Source organism: Hydrogenophaga sp., from assembly GCF_051858985.1.
Taxonomy (GTDB): Bacteria; Pseudomonadota; Gammaproteobacteria; order Burkholderiales; family Burkholderiaceae_C; genus Hydrogenophaga.
This window is the reverse complement of sequence record NZ_JBHYGM010000001.1, coordinates 1-16,792: the sequence shown is the minus strand read 5'-3', so window position 1 is coordinate 16,792 and position 16,792 is coordinate 1. Positions and strand designations below refer to the sequence as shown.

Below are 16,792 nucleotides of genomic sequence, written 5' to 3'. Positions count from 1 at the left end.
AGTCGATGGGACGTCGCGCATTCCTGGCTGGACTGGTGTCGCTCATGGCCAGTGCCTTCTCGTCCCCGGCGGCTGCGCAAGCGGTCTTCCCCAGCAAGGGCCTGCGCATCGTGGTGCCTTTCGCTGCGGGCGGCGTGGGTGATCTCACGGCGCGCATCGTCGCGGGCCGGCTGGGTGAACGCCTGGGCCAGACGGTGGTGATCGAGAACCGCCCCGGGGCGGGTGGTGTGGTGGCCGCCGAGAGCGTGGCGCGCGCCGAGCCGGACGGCCACAGCCTGTTCCTCATGTCCAACGGCACGGCGGTCACGGCGGGTCTGTTCAAGTCGCTGCCATTCGACACGGTGCGCGACTTCGCCCCTATTTCCACGCTGGGCTACTTCGACATTGCGGTGGTCGCCCATCCCGATGCGCCGTTCAGGAGCTTCGCCGATTTGCTGACCTATGCCCGCGCCAACCCGGGCAAGCTCAACATGGGCAGCATCAACATCGGCAGCACACAGCACCTCGCGGCCGAGCTGTTCAAGAGCAGCGCGGACATCGACGCGCAGATCATTCCGTTCAATGGCACGCCCAATCTCATTGGTGCGTTGCGCGGCCGGCAGGTGGACGTGGGCGTGGAGATCCTGGCGCCGGTGCTCCCGCAGATCCGTGGTGGTGCCCTCAAGGCGCTGGCGGTGGCGGGCGAGCGGCGCTCTGCGGTGCTGCCGGAGGTGCCCACCGCGATGGAGGGAGGCGTTGCCGGGTTCCAGGCGTCCTCATGGAACGCGCTGGCGGCGCCGGCGAAGACGCCGCGTGCCGTCGTTGAACGGCTGCAGCGGGAGATTGCCGCCACGGTGGCCGACGCGGACGTGCAGAAGAAGCTGCGCGAACTCAACATCGACCCGCGTTCGTCCACACCCGAGCAGGCCTCGGCGCTGCTGGTGAGCGACATCCAGCGCTGGAGTCGCGTGATCGAGCGCGCCGGAATTCCCCGGCAGTGAGCGGTGGCTCAGCGTGTTCTGAGCTTTTCCAGCGTCTGTCGAATCAGGTCCAGCGTGTTCTGCTGTGTCAGGGTGGCCGGGCGCTGTGAGCTGATGCCCAGGCAAAGGCGGGTGCGCAGCGGCGGCTCGCTCACCTGCCGCATGCGGTAGGCCGAGGGTCGGATCGAGCTGGCCACCGCGTTGCGCGAGAGCAGCGCGGCACCGGCACCGTCGGCCACCAGGTCCAGGATGGCCGCCACGCCATCGATCTCCAGCGCCACCAGTGGGCGACAGCCAATGTTGGCCATCTCGGCCTCCACATGCATTCGGATCGCGTTCGGCCGGCTGGGAATCACCAGCGGCAGCGCGGCCACTTCGCGCAACGGCACGGGCGGGGGTGGCGGATCTTCGGGCAGGCCGGGCGGCCGCGGCTCCACCAGCATCAGGTCCTCGTCGTGCAGCGGCTGGATCTCGAGTTCGGGCGAGGGCTGGGCGTTGTAGAGCACGGCAATGTCGAGCCGTCCGGTCACCAGCCACTCCTGCATGGTCACCGACAGCCCTTCACTGATCGACAGGCTGGCCTGCGGCAGCTGCTGGCGAAACGCGCGGGTCAGCGGCACCGTGAGGACCCGCGCCAGGCTGGGCGGCAGCCCGATGGCGACGCGGCCGGCCAGGGCGCCGCGCACCCGGCCCAGTTCCTCGCGTGCCCGCTCCACCTGGTGAAGAATGCCGCGCCCATGCGCCAGCAGCAGCTTGCCGGCTTCGGTGGGGACGGCACCACGGCCGTTGCGCACCAGCAGGTTCTGGCGCAATTCCACTTCGAGCAGGCGCACCTGCCGGGACAACGCCGGTTGGGCCACGTGCAGCGCCATGGCCGCGCGGGTGAAGCTGCCCAGCTCGGCGACGCGCACGAAATACTCGAGTTGCTTGAGGTCCATGGCCGAAGAATGAGGGGGGAGCGCCGATCATAGTTATGTTTTTTTGTTCTAGCTGCTAGCCGGTCATGTGGCTTTTCAGGGGTGCAAGGCAGGTCCACAATGGCCGGTCTTCACGCACACCCCTCCCATGACCCCACCCATCCGAGGCATTTCTTCCATGGCCACGCGCCAGGTCCTGGCCGAACTGGTGGCCGCGTACGGCGCGCGCGCCTCCGCTGCGATCGAGATCGAATCGGTCGGCGGTGTGGACGCGGCCAAGCGCGTGCAGGCCGGCGAAACCTTCGATCTGGTGGTGCTGGCGTCGGACGCCATCGACAAGCTCACCGCCGCAGGCCACCTGCGTCCTGGCAGCCGGGTCGACCTGGTGCGCTCGGGCGTGGCGGTGGCCGTGCGCGCGGGAGAGCCGCTGCCCGACCTGTCGTCGGAAGACTCGGTGCGCGCTGCGGTGCTGGCCGCACGCAGCGTGAGCTGCTCCACCGGACCCAGCGGCGTCGCCCTGGGCAAGCTGTTCGAGCGCTGGGGCATCGCCGATCAGATTGCAGGGCGCATGGTGCAGGCGCCCCCCGGCGTGCCCGTGGGCACGCTGGTGGCTCGCGGCGAGGTGGCGCTGGGTTTCCAGCAGCTCAGCGAACTGCTGCACGTCGACGGCATCTCCGTGGCCGGGCCACTGCCACCTGCCATCCAGATCGTCACCACCTTTTCCGCCGGCATCCCCGTGGCCACGTCGCGGACCGATGAAGTCCGCGCCTTGCTCGACTTCATGGTCTCGCCCGCTGCGGACGAAGCCAAACAGCGCCAGGGCATGGAAGCCGCGCGCTGACCCCCAACAACCAGGAGACCCCATGAGTCTGATCATCGATTGCCACGGCCACTACACCACCGCCCCCAAGGCGCTGGAGAACTGGCGCAACCAGCAGATCGCCGGCATCAAGGACCCGGCGGTGATGCCCCAGGTGGCGGACCTGCGCATCAGCGATGACGAGCTGCGCGAGTCCATCGAGACGAACCAGCTCAGGCTGATGAAGGAACGCGGCAGCGACCTCACGCTGTTCTCACCGCGCGCGAGCTTCATGGCGCACCACATCGGCGACTTCAAGGTGTCCAGCACCTGGGCTGCGATCTGCAACGAACTCTGCTACCGCGTCTCCACGCTGTTCCCCGATCACTTCGTGCCCGTGGCCATGCTGCCGCAGTCGCCCGGCGTCGACCCGGCCACCTGCATCCCCGAGCTGGAGAAGTGCGTCAAGGAATACGGTGCGGTGGGCATCAACCTCAACCCCGATCCTTCGGGTGGCCACTGGAACAGCCCGCCATTGACCGACAGGCACTGGTACCCGATCTACGAGAAGATGGTCGAGTACGACCTGCCGGCCATGATCCATGTGAGCACGAGCTGCAATGCCTGCTTTCACACCACCGGCGCGCACTACCTGAATGCCGACACCACCGCGTTCATGCAGTGCATCCAGGGCGACCTGTTCAAGGACTTCCCCACGCTGAAGTTCCTCGTTCCACACGGCGGCGGCGCGGTGCCCTACCACTGGGGCCGCTTCCGGGGCCTTGCGCAAGAGATGAAGAAGCCGCTGCTGGACGACCACGTGATGAACAACATCTTCTTCGACACCTGCGTCTATCACCAGCCCGGCATCGACCTGCTCAACACCGTGATCCCGGTGAAGAACGTGCTGTTTGCCAGCGAGATGATCGGCGCGGTGCGCGGCGTCGACCCGACCACCGGCCATTACTACGACGACACCAAGCGCTACATCGAGGCGTCGAAGATCCTGAGTGCGGAAGACAAGCACCAGATCTACGAAGGCAATGTGCGCCGCGTGTTCCCGCGCCTGGATGCGCGTCTCAAATCAAAGGGCCTCTGACATGTACGAACTTGGCGTTGTCTACCGCAACATCACCCGCGCTGACCGCGCAGCAGCCGACGGCCTGGCCGCACTGGGCTCTGCCACGGTGCATGAAGCCATGGGGCGAGTCGGCCTGCTCAAACCCTATATGCGGCCCATCTTCCCGGGTCAGCAGGTCAGCGGCACGGCAGTGACCGTTTTGCTGCAGCCCGGCGACAACTGGATGATGCATGTGGCTGCCGAGCAGATCCAGCCCGGCGACATCGTGGTGGCCACCGTCACTGCGGAATGCACCGACGGCTTCTTTGGCGACCTGCTGGCCACATCGTTCCAGGCGCGCGGTGCGCGCGCGCTGGTCATCGACGGTGGCGTGCGCGATGTCAAGGAACTCCAGAAGATGAACTTCCCCGTGTGGAGCAAAGCCATCTCGAGCAAGGGCACCATCAAGGCCACGCTGGGTTCGGTGAACATTCCCGTCGTCTGCGCCGGCATGCTGGTGACACCGGGCGACGTGATCGTGGCCGACGACGATGGCGTGGTCTGTGTGCCTGCCGCACGCGCCGCCGCCACGCTGGAAGCGGCCCGGAAGCGCGAGAGTTTCGAAGGCGAGAAACGCGCGAAGCTGGCCAGCGGCGTGCTGGGGCTGGACATGTACAAGATGCGTGAGCCGCTCGCTGCTGCCGGCCTGAAATACATCGATTGAAAGCAGCCATGAGCAAAACCACATCGGGTGATTTCACCAAGACCGCCGGCTGGCTCGACTGGTACGACGGACCCAGCCGGCCCCGCTTCCAGGTGCCTGCCGGCAGCGTGGACGCGCATTGCCACGTGTTCGGCCCCGGTGCCGAATTTCCCTACGCGCCCGAGCGCAAGTACACACCCTGCGACGCCAGCAAGCAGCAACTCTTCGCGCTGCGCGACCACCTGGGCTTTGCCCGCAACGTCGTGGTGCAGGCCACCTGCCACGGCGCTGACAACAGGGCGCTGGTCGATGCGCTGGTGCACTCGGACGGCAAGGCGCGTGGCGTGGCCACGGTCAGGCGTAGCGTGACCGACGAAGAGCTGCAGGCGCTGCACGCCGCCGGCGTGCGCGGCGTGCGGTTCAATTTCGTCAAGCGCCTGGTGGACTTCACGCCCAAGGAAGAGCTGATGGAGATCGCCGGCCGGATCCAGAAGCTGGGCTGGCACGTCGTCATCTACTTCGAGGCGGTGGACCTGCCCGAGCTGTGGGATTTCTTCACCGCACTGCCCACCACCGTGGTGGTGGACCACATGGGAAGGCCGGACGTGAGCAAGCCGGTGGATGGACCCGAGTTCGAGCTGTTCCTGAAGTTCATGCGCCAGCACCCCAATGTGTGGAGCAAGGTGAGCTGCCCGGAACGCCTCTCAGTGACCGGCCCGAGGGCCCTGAATGGCGAGCAGAACGCCTACACCGATGTGGTTCCGTTCGCGCGCAAGGTGGTGGAGGAGTTCCCCGACCGCGTGCTCTGGGGCACTGACTGGCCGCACCCGAACCTGAAAGACCACATGCCCGACGATGGCCTGCTGGTCGATTTCATCCCGCACATCGCCACCACACCCGAGCTGCAGAAAAAGCTTCTGGTGACCAATCCGATGAAACTCTACTGGCCCGAGGAGGTCTAAGAACATGGCACTGGACAAACCCTACATGGACGTGCCCGGCACGACGATCTTCGACGCCGAACAGAGCCGCAAAGGCTACTGGCTCAACCAGTTCTGCATGAGCCTCATGAAAGCCGAGAACCGCGAGAAGTTCAAGGCCGACGAACGCGCCTACCTGGACCAGTGGGCCATGACCGAAGAGCAGAAAGAGGCCGTGCTGGCGCGCGACCTGAACTGGTGCATCCGCCTGGGCGGCAACATCTACTTCCTGGCCAAGATCGGTGCCACCGACGGCAAGAGCTTCCAGCAGATGGCGGGCTCCATGACCGGCATGACCGAAGACGAATACCGCAACATGATGATCGCCGGCGGCCGCTCGGCCGATGGCAACCGCGTGGTGGGGGAGGATGGCGACGCGCAGGCGAACCGCCAGCCGCAAGGCTCCGCCGGCAAGAAAGTGAACTGAACATGGCACGCATCACCGCATCCGTCTACACCTCGCACGTGCCCGCCATCGGCGCCGCACTCGATCTGGGCAAGACCCAGGAACCCTATTGGCAACCCGTCTTTGGTGGCTACGACTTCTCCAAGCAATGGATGAAGCAGAACAAGCCGGACGTGATCTTCCTCGTGTTCAACGACCACGCCACCGCCTTCAGCCTGGACATGATTCCCACCTTTGCCATCGGCGCCGCGGCCGAGTTCCAGCCTGCCGACGAAGGCTGGGGACCGCGTCCTGTGCCCAAGGTCGTGGGCCACCCGGACCTGGCGTCGCACATTGCGCAGTCCGTCATCCAGCAGGATTTCGACCTCACCATCGTGAACAGGATGGACGTCGACCACGGCCTGACAGTGCCGCTGTCGCTCATGTGCGGCCAGCCAGAGGCCTGGCCGTGCCCGGTCATCCCTTTTGCGGTCAACGTGGTGCAGTACCCCGTGCCCAGCGGCCAGCGTTGCTACAACCTGGGCAAGGCCATCCGCAAGGCCGTGGAGAGCTACGACGAAGACCTCAACGTGCAGATCTGGGGCACCGGCGGCATGAGCCACCAGCTGCAGGGGCCGCGTGCAGGACTCATCAACAAGACCTTCGACAACGCGTTCCTCGACCGGCTGATCGCCGACCCGGACGGCCTGGCGAGAGTCCCGCACATCGACTACGTGCGCGAAGCCGGCAGCGAAGGCATCGAACTGGTGATGTGGCTGATTGCACGCGGTGCCATGGCCGATGTGGCCGGTGGCCAGCCGCCGAAGGTGGCGCACCGCTTCTACCATGTGCCCGCGAGCAACACCGCCGTGGGCCACCTCATTCTGGAGCACGCCTGACATGAACAACAAAACCATCAAAGTCGCCCTCGCCGGCGCGGGCGCCTTTGGCGTCAAGCACCTGGACGGCATCAAGAACATCGACGGCGTCGAGGTGATCTCGCTGATCGGGCGCGAGCTCGACAAGACGCAGGAAGTGGCCACGAAGTACGGCATCGGCCATGTCACGACCAACCTCGCGGAGAGCCTGGCCATCCAGGAACTGGATGCCGTCATCCTCTGCACGCCCACGCAGATGCATGCCGAACAGACCATCGCCTGCCTGAAGGCCGGCAAGCATGTGCAGGTGGAAATTCCGCTGGCCGACAGTCTCAAGGGCGCGCAGGACGTGGTGGCGTTGCAGAAGACCACCGGGCTGATCGCCATGTGCGGCCACACGCGCCGCTTCAATCCCAGCCACCAGTACGTCAACCAGCAGATCAAGGACGGCAAATTCAACATCCAGCAGATGGATGTGCAGACCTATTTCTTCCGCCGGACCAACACCAACGCCCTGGGCCAGGCCCGCAGCTGGACCGACCACCTGCTGTGGCACCACGCGGCCCACACCGTGGATCTGTTCGCCTACCAGTGCGGCAGCCCGATCGTGCAGGCCAATGCTGTGCAGGGCCCGATCCACCCCGTGCTGGGTATCGCGATGGACATGAGCATCCAGCTCAAGGCCGCCAGTGGCGCCATCTGCACGCTCAGCCTGAGCTTCAACAACGACGGACCGCTCGGCACCTTCTTCCGCTACATCGGCGACACCGCGACCTACATTGCGCGCTACGACGACCTGTTCAGCGGCAAGGAGGAGAAGATCGATGTGTCGAAAGTGGCGGTGAGCATGAACGGCATCGAGCTGCAGGACCGCGAGTTCTTCGCGGCCATTCGCGAAGGCCGCGAGCCCAACTCCAGCGTGGCCAAGGTGTTTGCCTGCTACGAAGTGCTGCACCAGCTGGAGCAACAACTCAACGCCAACGGTTGAACGCGATGCAGGAACGACAACTCGGCCCCTTCAAGGTCTCGGCCATCGGCCTGGGCTGCATGAACATCTGCCATGCCTATGGCGCACCCATTCCGCCCGCGGACGCCGAGCGCTTGCTGCTGAACGCGCTGGACCTTGGCGTCACGCACTTCGACACGGCCGCCCTGTACGGCTTCGGTGCCAGCGAAACGGCAGTGGGCAAGGCGCTCTCCCGACACCGCAGCCAGTTCACGCTGGCGAGCAAGTGCGGCATGCAGGGCGTGGACGTGGCGGGCGACGGCAAGCTGGTGCGCGTGATCGACGGCCGGCCCGAGACACTGCGCGCCACCTGCGAAGCGGCACTCAAGCGCCTGAAGACCGATGTGATCGATCTCTACTACCTGCACCGCTGGGACAAGCAGGTGCCGGTGGAGGACAGCGTGGGTGCCCTCAGCGATCTGGTGCGTGCCGGCAAGATCCAGACCATCGGCCTCTCCGAAGTGTCTGCATCCACCCTGCGCAAGGCGCACGCGGTGCACCCGATTGCGGCGGTGCAGACCGAGTATTCGTTGTGGACGCGCAACCCCGAGATCGCGGTGCTGGACGCCTGCCGTGAACTGGGCGTGAGCTTCGTGGCCTTCAGCCCGGTGGCTCGCGGTTTCCTGTGCGGTCCCCTGGACCTTGCTGCGCTGGACGCCAAGGACATCCGCCGCACCATGCCGCGCTTCTCGCCCGAGCACTATGCGGTCAATCTCAAGCTGCTGGCGCCCTACGAGGCCATGGCGCGCGACGTGGGCTGCACGCCCGCGCAGCTGGCCATTGCGTGGCTGCTGCACAAAGGTGAGGACATCCTGCCCATTCCCGGCACGGCCCGGCAAGACCACCTGCGCGACAACATCGATGCGGCGGACGTGAAGCTCGATGCGGCCACCATGTTGAAGCTGGAAGATCTGATCAATCAGCAGTCGGTGAGTGGCAACCGCTACAACGACCAGGCGAATCGCGAGGTCGACACCGAAGCGTACTGAACGTCAGGCGCCGCCGCGAAACAGCGAAAACCCCCAGGCCGTGAACTTGAACGGCAGGTGGTAGTGCTGCACAGGGTCGGCGATGTGGAAGCGGTAAGGCACCACTTCCAGGAACACCGCGCCGGTGGGCACCGTGCCCTGACTCCGGTAGAAGTCGCCCACCGCGAAGCGCACTTCGTAGCCGCCGGCGGTGATGGTGTCGCTCATGAGGGCAGGGTGCTGCAGCAGGCCGTTGCTGCCCACCCGGCCTTCGGCCAGCGGTTCGCCCTGGGGCAAATCGTTGGCGCCCAGGCGCTGCACTTGCACATGCAGGCCCACGGCCAGCCGGCCGCTGGCCACATCCACACAATGGATCGAGATGCCGCCGCTCATGGCGTTCAATTCAACCGCGCGCCGGAGGCCTTGACGGCCGGGGCCCAGTCGGAGACCTGCTCGGTGACGAACTTCGTGAATTCAGCAGGGGTCATGCTGTCGGGCGCCACGCCCAGGTCGGCCAGGCGCCTCGCCACGTCGGGCTGGGCCACCACCTCGCTCACCGCCTTGTTCACCTTGTCCACCACGTCCTTGGGCGTGCCTGCTGGTGCCGAAATGCCGAGGAAGTTGTCGGCCACCAGCTTGGGGTAGCCGGCTTCCACCACGGTGGGCACGTTGGGAGACATGGCAGCGCGGGTGCGCGAGGTCACGGCGATGCCGGTGAGCTTGCCGTCCTTCATGTAGGGCACGTTCTGCGTGAGCGTGTCCACCGCGAACTGCAGCGTGCCGCCGAGCAGGTCGTTGTGCATGGGAGACGAGCCCTTGTAGGGCACGTGTTCCATGTTCAGCTTGTACTGCTGCTTGAACATCTCGCCGACGATGTGGCCGATGGAGCCCACGCCGCCAGAACCGTAGTTCACTGGTTTGGCCTGTGCATTGATCCATTTCACCAGCTCGGGCATGGTCTTGGCCGGAACCGATGGGTGCACGACGAACACATTGGGCACCGAGCCGATGTAGGCCACGTGGCTGAAGCTCTTGACCGGGTCGTAGGGCGACTTGTCCATCATGAAGGGCGAGATGCTGATGGGCGCTGTGTTGGACAGCAGCAAGGTGTAGCCGTCGGGTGCGGCGCGCGCGACTTCGTTGGCACCGATGGTGCTGCCCGCGCCGGGCTTGTTTTCCACGATGACGGTCTGGCCCAGCTTCTCCTGCAGCCCCGGCTGCAGCAGGCGGGCCACGATGTCGGACGAGCCGCCCGGGGCGAAGGTGACCACGATCCGGATCGGCTTCTGGGGCCAGGCTTGCGCGTGGGCCTGCGGCATGGCCAGGCAAAGCAGGGCGGCGAAGGCCAGGAAGTGGCGGCGTGGGTGTTTCATGATGGGCTTTCTGAGAAGGTGGGTACGGACGTGGTGGGCAGGGGGGTGGGGGGCAGCACGGTATTGGCCAGGCGACCGCGCATGACTTCGCAGACTTGCAATAGCGCCTCGCGGCGTTCCGTTGCGTCGTCGTGCCGCAGGCGTTCATCGAAAGCCTTCAGCACCGACGCCAGCGTCTCGTGCAGGCGCAGAGCCACGATGAAGGGAAATCCAAAGCGCTCGCGGTAGCGCTGGTTGAGGGTCTCGATCCGCTGGACTGTGGTGGGATCGAGTGCCATGAGACCGAGTCGGCCCTGTTCGCTCTGGGAGTCCGCCGTCATCGTGCCCGCCCGCGCTTCCTGGCCAGCCAGCTCCGGGTGGCCGCGCAACAGGGCGATTTGCTCGGCAGGGTCGGCGCGCATGACCACGTCGGCCAGGGCGCGAAAGAGGTGATCACGATCGGCGAAAGGCTTCGCCGCCCAGGCCCGCTGCGCCACCCAGGGCGCGTGCTCCACCACCGGTCCCAGCAGCTCGCCAAAGCCGGGTTCGTCCAGGGCCGTCAAGGCGGTCCATGAAAGGGGGAAAGCACCGGGCGTGTTCATGATGGGCGCAGTTTGCGACGCAGCTGCGTTGCTGTCCATCGCATAATTGGGCATGTTCCATTCTGATTTTGAGAACGCATGAGCAACCTGAGCCAGCTGCTCCATCCCAAGGCCCTGCGTTACGTGGCGGCCGTGGCCCAGCTCGGTTCGGTGCAGGCGGCGGCGCGCGACGTGTCGATTTCTGCTTCGGCGATCGACCGCCACATCCTGTTGCTGGAGGAAGACCTGGGCTTGCCCCTGTTCGAACGCCAGCCGCGTGGCATGCGCCTGACGGCTGCCGGTGAACTGCTGCTCGCGCTCTCCCAGCGCTGGAAGGCCGACCTGAACCGCACGCTCTCCGACATCAAGCACCTGCAGGGGGTGAGCCAGGGCCACCTGAGGCTGGCCGCCATGGACAGCCATGTGAACGGCCTGCTGCCCGAGTTCGTGCTGGCGGTGGCCAGGGAACATCCCGGCATCGTGCTGGAGGTGGACATCGTGAGCCCGGATGAAGCCATGCAGCGACTGCGCGCGGGCGAGGTGGACCTGGCGGTGGCGTTCAACCTCAAGGCCGGCCGCGATCTGCACATCGTGGCCACGGCCGACCTGCCGCTGGGCTGCGTGGTGGCGCCGGGTCACGCGCTGGCTTCGCTGGCGCAGGTGACGTTCAAGGATGTTGCCGCCTGGCCACTGGCAGCGCAGAGCAAGGTGCTCGCGATCCGGCGCTACCTGGAGCGGCGGCACAACTGGCTGCTGCAGGAGGCGCGCCCCCCGCTGGTGACGAACTCGCTGCAACTCGTCAAGAGCCTGGTGCGCAGTGGCAGCCACGTGGCACTCACCTCGGAGCTGGATGCGGGGCCGGAGATCCTGGCGGGACAACTGCGCTTCGTGCCCCTCAAGGACAAGAGCGCGCAGCCACAGACGGTGGACGTGGCGGTCAGCGCGGGGCGCGCGCTGCCCCACATCGCCCGCATGGTGGCCGAGCGACTCGGTGTGCATGTGATCGAGTACCTCGACCGCGTGCGTGCAGCCGGTGCCGATACAAACCGAAAAAAACCGAAACCGCGGCGAGACCCCAGGTAGCGACGCGGCCGGCACCATGACGGACATGTTCAACAGCCCTTCGCAAAGGACTTCCATCATGAAACCCTGGATCAAACGCTCTCTCCTGGCCTTCACCGGCATCTCCATCGCACTCGGTGGCCTGGCTGCCTGCGGCACACGCGGCCACCACGAGCGCGGCCCCATGAGCGCCGAGAAGATGGCCGAGGTGCGCGGCAAGGTGATCGAGCGCATCACCAGCAAGCTCGACCTTGACGCCGCACAGCAGCAGAAGCTCAACGTGCTGGCCGACAAGGTGCAGGCGCAGCGCGCCGCCTTCATCGGCCAGAGTGCCGACCCGCGCGCCGAACTGCGTTCACTGGTGGCGGCCGAGAAGTTCGACCGCGCCCGCGCGCTGGGCCTGCTCGACGAAAAGACGCGTGTGCTGCAGGTGAGCAGCCCCGAGGTGATCAACGCCCTGGCCGATTTCTACGACAGCCTCAACCCGACGCAGCAGGCCGAGGTGCGCGATCGCATGGCACACCGCAAGGGCTGGTTCGGTCGCGGTTGAGTGGGCGAGGCAGCGATGTCACCGGCCCTGCAACCCATTGGCCAGCCGCTGCGCGACCACGGTCCTGCGCTGCTGGCCGACGTGGAGGACCCGCACGACGAGTTGCTGACCCTGGTCTGGGGACCGCGATTCGATCGCGAACACGCGCTCGGCCTGTGGGCCCGGCTGTCCCGGCGGCGGCCCGTCGAGGCCGTGCACACGCTGCCTGCGCTCCTGTCGGTCGCCGACCGCTTCGATGGCATGGACACGCGAGCACAGCAGCGCCTTCGCCGGCTCATCCTGCGGCACCGTGCGCTCAGCGATGTGGGTCCGGGCGCGGTGATGTGAGTGAGAATGCCGCATGCACCGTGTCTTGCTGATTGACGACGACGAACAGTTGGGGGCGCCGCTGGCGACCTATTTCCAGCGCTTCGAACTGGCATTGACCCATGCGCTCAAGCCGAGCGAAGGCCTGGCCCGGTTGCGCGCGGGATCGTTCGAAGTCGCCATCCTCGATGTGATGCTGCCCGAGATGGACGGCTTCGAACTCTGCCGCACCATCCGCAAGGAAAGCGACATTCCCATCGTCATGCTCACCGCGCGCGGCGACGTGATGGATCGCGTCGTCGGCCTCGAACTGGGCGCGGACGACTACCTGCCCAAACCCTTCGAGCCCCGCGAACTGGTGGCTCGCATCCAGACCGTGCTGCGTCGACGCCATGGCCAGAACGGCCCGGCGGCCGGTGCGGCATCGCCCGGCGTGCTGTCGTTCGAAGGGTTGAGCATCGATCCCGCGCGGCGCAGCGTGGTGCGCCAGGGCGAAGCGGTGGAACTCACGGGCACCGAGTTCGAATTGCTCCACCTCCTGGCGCGCGAGAGCGGCCGCGTGTTCAGCCGCGACGACATCCTCAACCAGTTGCGCGGACACGATGCCGACCTGTACACGAGGGCGGTGGACATCGTGGTCAGCCGCCTGCGCAGGAAGCTCGAGCCGCTGGATTGCATCAAGACGCTGCGCAACGCTGGGTACTCGCTGGCCTTGCGACGCCTCACGCCGTGAGCGCGTCCCCGCTGCCCTGGTACCGCCGCGCTTTTGTGGCGTTGCGCAGCTCGTTGCGGTTGCGCCTGGTGCTCGTCTTCCTGCTGCTCGCCATGGGCATGGCGTTCACGTTCATCAGCGGTGCGCAAAAGGCGTTTTCAGTGGGTTGGCGCGAGGCCGCGCGGCCGCTGCTCATGGACTATGTCGACCGCCTCGGCGGCGAGGTGGTGGTGGGAGGCACGCCCAGCGTGGAGCGAGCGCAGGCGCTCACGCAGCGCCTGCCGCTGACCATTGCGATCAGCGGCCCGCAGGTGAACTGGCGCTCGCATCCCGATCAGGTCAAGCCGCAGTGGAAACGCGATCGCCCTCGCAGCGCCGATGGCGACGGACCCGGCTGGGGCGACGAGCAGGATTGGGACCGGCTGCTGCTGCGGACCACCGCCGATGGCCACCGGATCGAGTTTGGCCTGAACGATGCGGCGTTCGAGCGCCGGCCGAAGCTGATCGGCTTCACCCTCACGGTGCTGCTGCTGCTCACGCTGCTGGCCTACCTGTACGTTCGCCGCCTGCTTCGTCCGCTGGACGACATCCGGCAGGGTGCGCAGCGCTTTGGCGCCGGCGAGTTCGGACAGCCCATACCCGTGCGCAGGCCGCAGCGCCCCGACGAGCTGGGGCAGCTCGCGACCACCATCAACACCATGGGCCACGACATCCACCAGATGCTCGAAGCCCAGCGCGCGCTGCTCTTGGCCATCAGCCACGAACTGCGCAGCCCGCTGACCCGCGCACGGCTCAACACCGAGCTGCTGCCCGAATCCGAGGACGTTGCCGCCCAGCGCGAGGCGCTGCTCCGCGACCTCGCAGAGATGGCCCGCCTCATCAGCGACCTGCTGGAAAGCGAGCGCCTGGCCGGGCGGCACAAGGCGCTGCACCGCGAACCCACGGACCCGGTCGTGCTGGCCAGAGAAGTGATCGAGGAACTGGCCATCACGCAGCCTGCCGCGCACACGGTCCGCCTGTTCACCGCGCCCGCGCTGCCCACGCTGCCCATGGACCGCGTTCGCGTGCGCCTGCTGCTGCGCAACCTGCTGGACAACGCGCTGCGCCACAACGCCGGCGCCCTGCTGCCGGTGGAACTTCACCTGGAGCGGGTGGATGTCGGCGGCGAGGGCGTGCAGATCCAGGTGCGCGACCATGGCCCCGGCGTGCCCGAAGACCAGTTGCCGCATCTGGCCCAACCCTTCTTTCGGCCCGACACCGCCCGCACGCGCAGCGCAGGCGGGGTGGGTCTGGGCCTTTACCTGTGCCGGCTGGTGGCACAGGCGCACGGCGGTACGTTTTCGGTGCTCAATGCGAAGCCAGGCCTGGCTGTCACGGTGACGTTGCCGCCAGCATGAGGGAGGTCTTGCGCAAGCTGTGGCACTCTGATAGATTCTTGATTCGCAATTCACGAATGAAGAATTTCAATGCAGCTCAAACCGCAGGATTTTCTGGTGGCCCTCAAGCTGGCGGCACTCGCGGGCCGGCGTTGGACCTACGCCAGTCTGGCCGACGAACTAGGCCTGAGCGCTTCTGAGGCGCACGCGTGTGTGAAGCGAGGACTCCAGGCCGAGCTGCTCAAAGGCCCGGCGGGCCGGTCGGCGGCCGTGCCTTCCGCGGGGGTGCTGGATGAGCCCGCTGCCATTTACCGCGTCCGCGGCCGGGCACGCAGACCCGCCCGCGTGGCTGCAGCAAGGGGTCTGGTGAGCGAAGCATCGCCCTCGGGAGACGACAACCCCGCGCGCGTGCACGCCGATCACCTCGTGGAGTTCGCCCTGCATGGCGCGCGCTACGCCTTTCCTGCGCAACGCCTGCCCGTGTCGCCCGGCGTACCCACCGGTCGAAGCTGGCCGGCGGCTGCGCGCTGGCTGCCGCCTGGTGAGGGTGCCTGGGTCTGGCCGCATCCGAACGGAGTGGCCGTGGGCCAGGGCATCGAGCCACTGCATGCCGGCGTGCCCTACGCGGCCGTGCAGGATCCGGCCCTGCACGACATGCTGGCGCTCTTTGACGCCCTGCGCCTGGGCAACGCGCACGAACGCGCCGAGGCATCACAGGGACTGCGACGCCTCATTGAGTCGACGAAGGCGGCATAGGAACCCGGTTCATGTTCGACTGTTTCATCGGCATCGGCTATTCGGGCGCGCAGACGCCACTGACCCGCCTCAAAGGTCTGCAGGTGTATGCCGCCCGGCCCCAGGCTCGAGGGGCGCTGCGCTGGGATTGTTCGCCCGCAGAGGGCGGCGACTTCTCGCCCTCTCAGTGGAACCGGCGTGAAGTGGCTGAGCGGTTGCGGGACGAAGTGCTGCAAGGCACGCGATTCCTGGCCGGCATGGACCACGGTTTCTCCATGCCGGTGTCGCACTTCGGCCACCATCACCTCGACACCTGGCCCGCGTTTCTCAGCCACTTCGTGGCCCACTGGCCCACCCACGAAGATCGCGTGGCCGTCGATGCGGTGAGGCGCCGCCTGCTCAGCCAGCGCAAGAGCGCATGGATCCCGGCGCAGCAGGACACCCACGACGAGGTGCTTCGCCTGACGGAGCGCTGGACCGTGTCAGCCAGGGGCGTCTGTCTGAACAACGCTCAGGGCGTTGCGGCCAAGGCCGCGCACGCCGGCATCCCCTGGCTGAAATGGCTGCGAGACCAGGTCGGCGACCGACTGCATTTCTGGCCCTTTGACGGCTGGCAGGTGCCTGAGGACAAGTCGGTGATCGTCGAGGTTCACCCGTCCCTTTTCCGTCGGCGCTTTCCGCGCGAGCAGCGCGACGTGGACGAGCACGACGCCTATGCCGTCGCGCGCTGGATGGCCGACATGGCCGCGCGCCATGCGCTGGAAGCCTGCTTTCACCCGCCACTCACGCCCATGGAGCGCGACGTGGCCGAACTCGAAGGCTGGATGCTCGGCGTGCGATGAGCCCCGGTCCGTCCCCGGGCACTTCGCTGCGCGGAGAGCCATGAAAAAGGGGAGCACAAGCTCCCCTTTTTTTTTCTGCCAAAAGGCGGCTTGCTTACAGCGTGTCGATGAAGCTGCGCAGCTTGTCCGAGCGGCTCGGGTGCTTGAGTTTTCGCACCGCCTTGCTTTCGATCTGGCGGATGCGTTCGCGCGTCACGTCGAACTGCTTGCCCACTTCTTCCAGCGTGTGGTCGGTCGACATCTCGATGCCGAAGCGCATGCGCAGCACCTTGGCTTCGCGCGGCGTCAGGCTGTCGAGAATCTCCTTGACCACTTCGCGCAGGCCGGCCTGCATGGCGGCCTCGATGGGCGCCGTGTTCGCCTGGTCTTCGATGAAATCGCCGAGGTGAGAATCGTCGTCGTCGCCGATGGGGGTTTCCATCGAGATCGGCTCTTTCGCGATCTTCATGATCTTGCGGATCTTGTCCTCGGGCATCTCCATCTTCTCGGCCAGGATGGACGCATCGGGCTCGAAGCCGAACTCCTGCAGATGCTGGCGGCTGATGCGGTTCATCTTGTTGATGGTTTCGATCATGTGCACCGGGATGCGGATGGTGCGCGCCTGGTCGGCGATCGAGCGGG

At 66.4% G+C, this 16,792-nt stretch carries 21 protein-coding genes; 16 read left to right on the top strand and 5 right to left on the bottom strand.

Annotated features, from left to right (window positions below):
- Positions 1–5: 5 nt before the first annotated feature.
- Positions 6–980: a tripartite tricarboxylate transporter substrate binding protein gene (locus ACTIEY_RS00105; RefSeq protein ID WP_439517111.1), complete on the top strand. Its 975-nt coding sequence runs from the start codon at positions 6–8 to the stop codon at positions 978–980.
- An 8-nt stretch (positions 981–988) separates the two neighbouring features.
- Here ACTIEY_RS00105 and ACTIEY_RS00100 read toward each other — a convergent pair whose 3' ends face one another.
- Positions 989–1,897, bottom strand: coding sequence for a LysR substrate-binding domain-containing protein (locus ACTIEY_RS00100; RefSeq protein ID WP_439517110.1), 909 nt, complete (start codon positions 1,895–1,897; stop codon positions 989–991).
- A gap of 127 nt (positions 1,898–2,024) precedes the next feature.
- Here ACTIEY_RS00100 and ACTIEY_RS00095 point away from each other — a divergent pair, with 127 nt between their 5' ends.
- Genes ACTIEY_RS00095 through ACTIEY_RS00060 form a run of 8 tightly spaced genes read left to right on the top strand, consistent with a single transcriptional unit; the run spans position 2,025 to position 8,676 of the window.
- A complete protein-coding gene (locus tag ACTIEY_RS00095; protein WP_439517109.1) occupies positions 2,025–2,717 on the top strand; it encodes a substrate-binding domain-containing protein in 693 nt (230 codons plus the stop codon).
- A 22-nt stretch (positions 2,718–2,739) separates the two neighbouring features.
- Positions 2,740–3,774, top strand: a complete 1,035-nt coding sequence (locus tag ACTIEY_RS00090) for an amidohydrolase family protein (RefSeq protein WP_439517108.1) — start codon at positions 2,740–2,742, stop codon at positions 3,772–3,774.
- Position 3,775: 1 nt separating this feature from the next.
- Positions 3,776–4,459 (top strand): 4-carboxy-4-hydroxy-2-oxoadipate aldolase/oxaloacetate decarboxylase, encoded by a 684-nt coding sequence (gene ligK / locus ACTIEY_RS00085; RefSeq protein WP_439517107.1) that lies wholly within the window; start codon positions 3,776–3,778, stop codon positions 4,457–4,459.
- Positions 4,460–4,467: 8 nt separating this feature from the next.
- A complete protein-coding gene (locus ACTIEY_RS00080) occupies positions 4,468–5,400 on the top strand; it encodes an amidohydrolase family protein (RefSeq protein WP_439517106.1) in 933 nt (310 codons plus the stop codon).
- A gap of 4 nt (positions 5,401–5,404) precedes the next feature.
- Positions 5,405–5,845, top strand: coding sequence for a protocatechuate 4,5-dioxygenase subunit alpha (gene ligA / locus ACTIEY_RS00075; RefSeq protein WP_439517105.1), 441 nt, complete (start codon positions 5,405–5,407; stop codon positions 5,843–5,845).
- Between the two features lie 2 nt (positions 5,846–5,847).
- Entirely contained in the window at positions 5,848–6,702 is an 855-nt protein-coding gene (locus ACTIEY_RS00070) for a class III extradiol dioxygenase subunit beta (RefSeq protein WP_439517104.1), read from the top strand.
- 1 nt (position 6,703) lies between these two features.
- Positions 6,704–7,669: a Gfo/Idh/MocA family oxidoreductase gene (locus ACTIEY_RS00065; RefSeq protein WP_439517103.1), complete on the top strand. Its 966-nt coding sequence runs from the start codon at positions 6,704–6,706 to the stop codon at positions 7,667–7,669.
- A 5-nt stretch (positions 7,670–7,674) separates the two neighbouring features.
- The gene (locus tag ACTIEY_RS00060; RefSeq protein ID WP_439517102.1) at positions 7,675–8,676 is read left to right on the top strand and encodes an aldo/keto reductase; all 1,002 of its coding nucleotides are present in this window, start codon (positions 7,675–7,677) and stop codon (positions 8,674–8,676) included.
- 3 nt (positions 8,677–8,679) lie between these two features.
- Here ACTIEY_RS00060 and ACTIEY_RS00055 read toward each other — a convergent pair whose 3' ends face one another.
- The 3 genes from ACTIEY_RS00055 to uraD are packed head-to-tail and all read right to left on the bottom strand — an operon-like array spanning position 8,680 to position 10,663.
- Positions 8,680–9,048 carry a hydroxyisourate hydrolase gene (locus tag ACTIEY_RS00055; protein WP_439517101.1) on the bottom strand — a complete coding sequence of 123 codons (369 nt, stop codon included), beginning with the start codon at positions 9,046–9,048 and terminating at the stop codon, positions 8,680–8,682.
- Positions 9,049–9,053: 5 nt separating this feature from the next.
- Positions 9,054–10,028: a Bug family tripartite tricarboxylate transporter substrate binding protein gene (locus ACTIEY_RS00050; RefSeq protein ID WP_439517100.1), complete on the bottom strand. Its 975-nt coding sequence runs from the start codon at positions 10,026–10,028 to the stop codon at positions 9,054–9,056.
- Complete coding sequence (gene uraD, locus ACTIEY_RS00045) at positions 10,025–10,663, bottom strand: 2-oxo-4-hydroxy-4-carboxy-5-ureidoimidazoline decarboxylase (RefSeq protein ID WP_439517099.1); 639 nt, start codon at positions 10,661–10,663, stop codon at positions 10,025–10,027. The genes ACTIEY_RS00050 and uraD overlap by 4 nt, the downstream gene beginning before the upstream one ends.
- A gap of 24 nt (positions 10,664–10,687) precedes the next feature.
- Between uraD and ACTIEY_RS00040 the strand changes: the two genes are divergently transcribed.
- From ACTIEY_RS00040 to ACTIEY_RS00010, 7 genes are all read left to right on the top strand, one after another.
- On the top strand, positions 10,688–11,671 hold the full coding sequence (locus ACTIEY_RS00040) for a LysR family transcriptional regulator (protein WP_439517098.1): 984 nt from the start codon (positions 10,688–10,690) through the stop codon (positions 11,669–11,671).
- Between the two features lie 58 nt (positions 11,672–11,729).
- Positions 11,730–12,200 (top strand): Spy/CpxP family protein refolding chaperone, encoded by a 471-nt coding sequence (locus tag ACTIEY_RS00035; protein WP_439517097.1) that lies wholly within the window; start codon positions 11,730–11,732, stop codon positions 12,198–12,200.
- A gap of 15 nt (positions 12,201–12,215) precedes the next feature.
- On the top strand, positions 12,216–12,527 hold the full coding sequence (locus ACTIEY_RS00030; RefSeq protein ID WP_439517096.1) for a hypothetical protein: 312 nt from the start codon (positions 12,216–12,218) through the stop codon (positions 12,525–12,527).
- A gap of 13 nt (positions 12,528–12,540) precedes the next feature.
- Complete coding sequence (locus tag ACTIEY_RS00025; RefSeq protein ID WP_439517095.1) at positions 12,541–13,239, top strand: response regulator transcription factor; 699 nt, start codon at positions 12,541–12,543, stop codon at positions 13,237–13,239.
- On the top strand, positions 13,236–14,615 hold the full coding sequence (locus tag ACTIEY_RS00020; RefSeq protein WP_439517094.1) for a HAMP domain-containing sensor histidine kinase: 1,380 nt from the start codon (positions 13,236–13,238) through the stop codon (positions 14,613–14,615). The genes ACTIEY_RS00025 and ACTIEY_RS00020 overlap by 4 nt, the downstream gene beginning before the upstream one ends.
- Positions 14,616–14,684: 69 nt before the next feature.
- On the top strand, positions 14,685–15,350 hold the full coding sequence (locus ACTIEY_RS00015) for a hypothetical protein (protein ID WP_439517093.1): 666 nt from the start codon (positions 14,685–14,687) through the stop codon (positions 15,348–15,350).
- 11 nt (positions 15,351–15,361) lie between these two features.
- Complete coding sequence (locus tag ACTIEY_RS00010; protein WP_439517092.1) at positions 15,362–16,171, top strand: hypothetical protein; 810 nt, start codon at positions 15,362–15,364, stop codon at positions 16,169–16,171.
- Positions 16,172–16,265: 94 nt separating this feature from the next.
- Here ACTIEY_RS00010 and ACTIEY_RS00005 read toward each other — a convergent pair.
- Positions 16,266–16,792, bottom strand: a 527-nt coding sequence (locus ACTIEY_RS00005) for a sigma-70 family RNA polymerase sigma factor (RefSeq protein ID WP_439517091.1), incomplete at its 5' end; no start/stop codon positions are given.

Bases quoted from the DNA above. Each gene is read 5' to 3' on its own strand.
- uraD (WP_439517099.1), bottom strand. From the start codon at position 10,663: ATGCCCAATTATGCGATGGACAGCAACGCAGCTGCGTCGCAAACTGCG.
- ACTIEY_RS00035 (WP_439517097.1), top strand. From the start codon at position 11,730: ATGAAACCCTGGATCAAACGCTCTCTCCTGGCCTTCACCGGCATCTCC.
- ACTIEY_RS00070 (WP_439517104.1), top strand. From the start codon at position 5,848: ATGGCACGCATCACCGCATCCGTCTACACCTCGCACGTGCCCGCCATC.
- ACTIEY_RS00090 (WP_439517108.1), top strand. From the start codon at position 2,740: ATGAGTCTGATCATCGATTGCCACGGCCACTACACCACCGCCCCCAAG.
- ACTIEY_RS00025 (WP_439517095.1), top strand. From the start codon at position 12,541: ATGCACCGTGTCTTGCTGATTGACGACGACGAACAGTTGGGGGCGCCG.
- ACTIEY_RS00050 (WP_439517100.1), bottom strand. From the start codon at position 10,028: ATGAAACACCCACGCCGCCACTTCCTGGCCTTCGCCGCCCTGCTTTGC.
- ligA (WP_439517105.1), top strand. From the start codon at position 5,405: ATGGCACTGGACAAACCCTACATGGACGTGCCCGGCACGACGATCTTC.
- ligK (WP_439517107.1), top strand. From the start codon at position 3,776: ATGTACGAACTTGGCGTTGTCTACCGCAACATCACCCGCGCTGACCGC.
- ACTIEY_RS00055 (WP_439517101.1), bottom strand. From the start codon at position 9,048: ATGAGCGGCGGCATCTCGATCCATTGTGTGGATGTGGCCAGCGGCCGG.
- ACTIEY_RS00065 (WP_439517103.1), top strand. From the start codon at position 6,704: ATGAACAACAAAACCATCAAAGTCGCCCTCGCCGGCGCGGGCGCCTTT.
- ACTIEY_RS00030 (WP_439517096.1), top strand. From the start codon at position 12,216: ATGTCACCGGCCCTGCAACCCATTGGCCAGCCGCTGCGCGACCACGGT.
- ACTIEY_RS00080 (WP_439517106.1), top strand. From the start codon at position 4,468: ATGAGCAAAACCACATCGGGTGATTTCACCAAGACCGCCGGCTGGCTC.
- ACTIEY_RS00010 (WP_439517092.1), top strand. From the start codon at position 15,362: ATGTTCGACTGTTTCATCGGCATCGGCTATTCGGGCGCGCAGACGCCA.
- ACTIEY_RS00095 (WP_439517109.1), top strand. From the start codon at position 2,025: ATGACCCCACCCATCCGAGGCATTTCTTCCATGGCCACGCGCCAGGTC.
- ACTIEY_RS00105 (WP_439517111.1), top strand. From the start codon at position 6: ATGGGACGTCGCGCATTCCTGGCTGGACTGGTGTCGCTCATGGCCAGT.
- ACTIEY_RS00015 (WP_439517093.1), top strand. From the start codon at position 14,685: ATGCAGCTCAAACCGCAGGATTTTCTGGTGGCCCTCAAGCTGGCGGCA.
- ACTIEY_RS00060 (WP_439517102.1), top strand. From the start codon at position 7,675: ATGCAGGAACGACAACTCGGCCCCTTCAAGGTCTCGGCCATCGGCCTG.
- ACTIEY_RS00100 (WP_439517110.1), bottom strand. From the start codon at position 1,897: ATGGACCTCAAGCAACTCGAGTATTTCGTGCGCGTCGCCGAGCTGGGC.
- ACTIEY_RS00040 (WP_439517098.1), top strand. From the start codon at position 10,688: ATGAGCAACCTGAGCCAGCTGCTCCATCCCAAGGCCCTGCGTTACGTG.